The organism is Streptomyces sparsus, assembly GCF_054776295.1.
In genome coordinates, this window is the sequence record NZ_BAAHCA010001267.1 from 1 (window position 1) to 1,127 (window position 1,127).

Here is a 1,127-nt window from a genome sequence, read left to right on the forward strand (position 1 = left end):
CCGACGGGCGCCGACCAGCCACCGACAGGCGGGCGGTCCGCCGAGCAGCCGCCATCGGTGACGCCGCCGGGGACGGAGCGGTCCGGGCCGCAGGAAGAGCAGCGGCAGCCCGGACCGCCGGAGGAGCCGCAGACCGAGCAGGTCGACGACGGGCGCTTCCGCGTGGTCCTCGACAACTTCGAGGGACCCTTCGACCTGCTGCTCCAGCTCATCTCCAAGCACCGGATGGACGTCACCGAGGTCGCGCTGTCCAGGGTGACCGACGAGTTCATGGCGCACCTGCGCGCGATGGGCGCCGACTGGGACCTGGACCAGACGACCGAGTTCCTGGTGGTGGCCGCGACCCTGCTGGACCTCAAGGCGGCCCGCCTGCTGCCCGCCGCGGAGGTCGAGGACGAGGCGGACCTCGCCCTGCTGGAAGCCCGTGACCTGCTCTTCGCCCGGCTGCTCCAGTACCGGGCCTACCGGGAGATCGCCGACATCTTCGCGGACCGGTTGCTCGCCGAGACCCGGCGCCACCCCCGCACCGTCGGCCTGGAGCCCCACCTCGCCGCGCTGCTGCCCGACGTGGTGATCAGCATCGGCCCGGAGGGCTTCGCCCGGCTCGCCGTGAAGGCCATGCAGCCCAAGCCGAAGCCCCAGGTGTACGTGGACCACATCCACGCCCCGCTGGTCAGCGTGCGCGAGCAGGCGGACGTCGTGGTGGGCCGCCTGCGCGAGTGGGGCGAGACCACCTTCGAACGGCTCACCGCCGACGCCCCCGACACCCTGACCGTGGTGGCCCGCTTCCTGGCCCTGCTGGAGCTCTACCGAGAACGTGTGGTGGTGCTGGAGCAGTCGGAGGCCCTGGGCACGCTCACCGTGCGCTGGAGCGGCGGTGACGACGCCCGGCCGGTGGTGACGGACGAGTTCGACCAGGACCAGCCCGCGGAGCCCCCGGCACGCGTCGAACCACCACGCCCCGCAGAACCCCCGCAAGCGGGAGAACCCCCGCAGCCGGCGGAACCCCCGCAGCCGGCGGAACCCCCGCAGCCGGCCCCTTCCGGGCCGCCCACGGCGGAACCGCGGCCCGACGCGGACCAGGACCCGCACGACACCCAGGAGGCCAGCACATGAGCGACGCCGCC

1 protein-coding gene is annotated in these 1,127 nt (G+C 73.8%); it reads left to right on the forward strand.

Annotated features, from left to right (window positions below):
* Nucleotides 1–57: 57 nt before the first annotated feature.
* On the forward strand, nucleotides 58–1,116 hold the full coding sequence (locus tag ACYVE9_RS27810; RefSeq protein WP_461030656.1) for a segregation and condensation protein A: 1,059 nt from the start codon (nucleotides 58–60) through the stop codon (nucleotides 1,114–1,116).
* Nucleotides 1,117–1,127 lie beyond the last annotated feature (11 nt).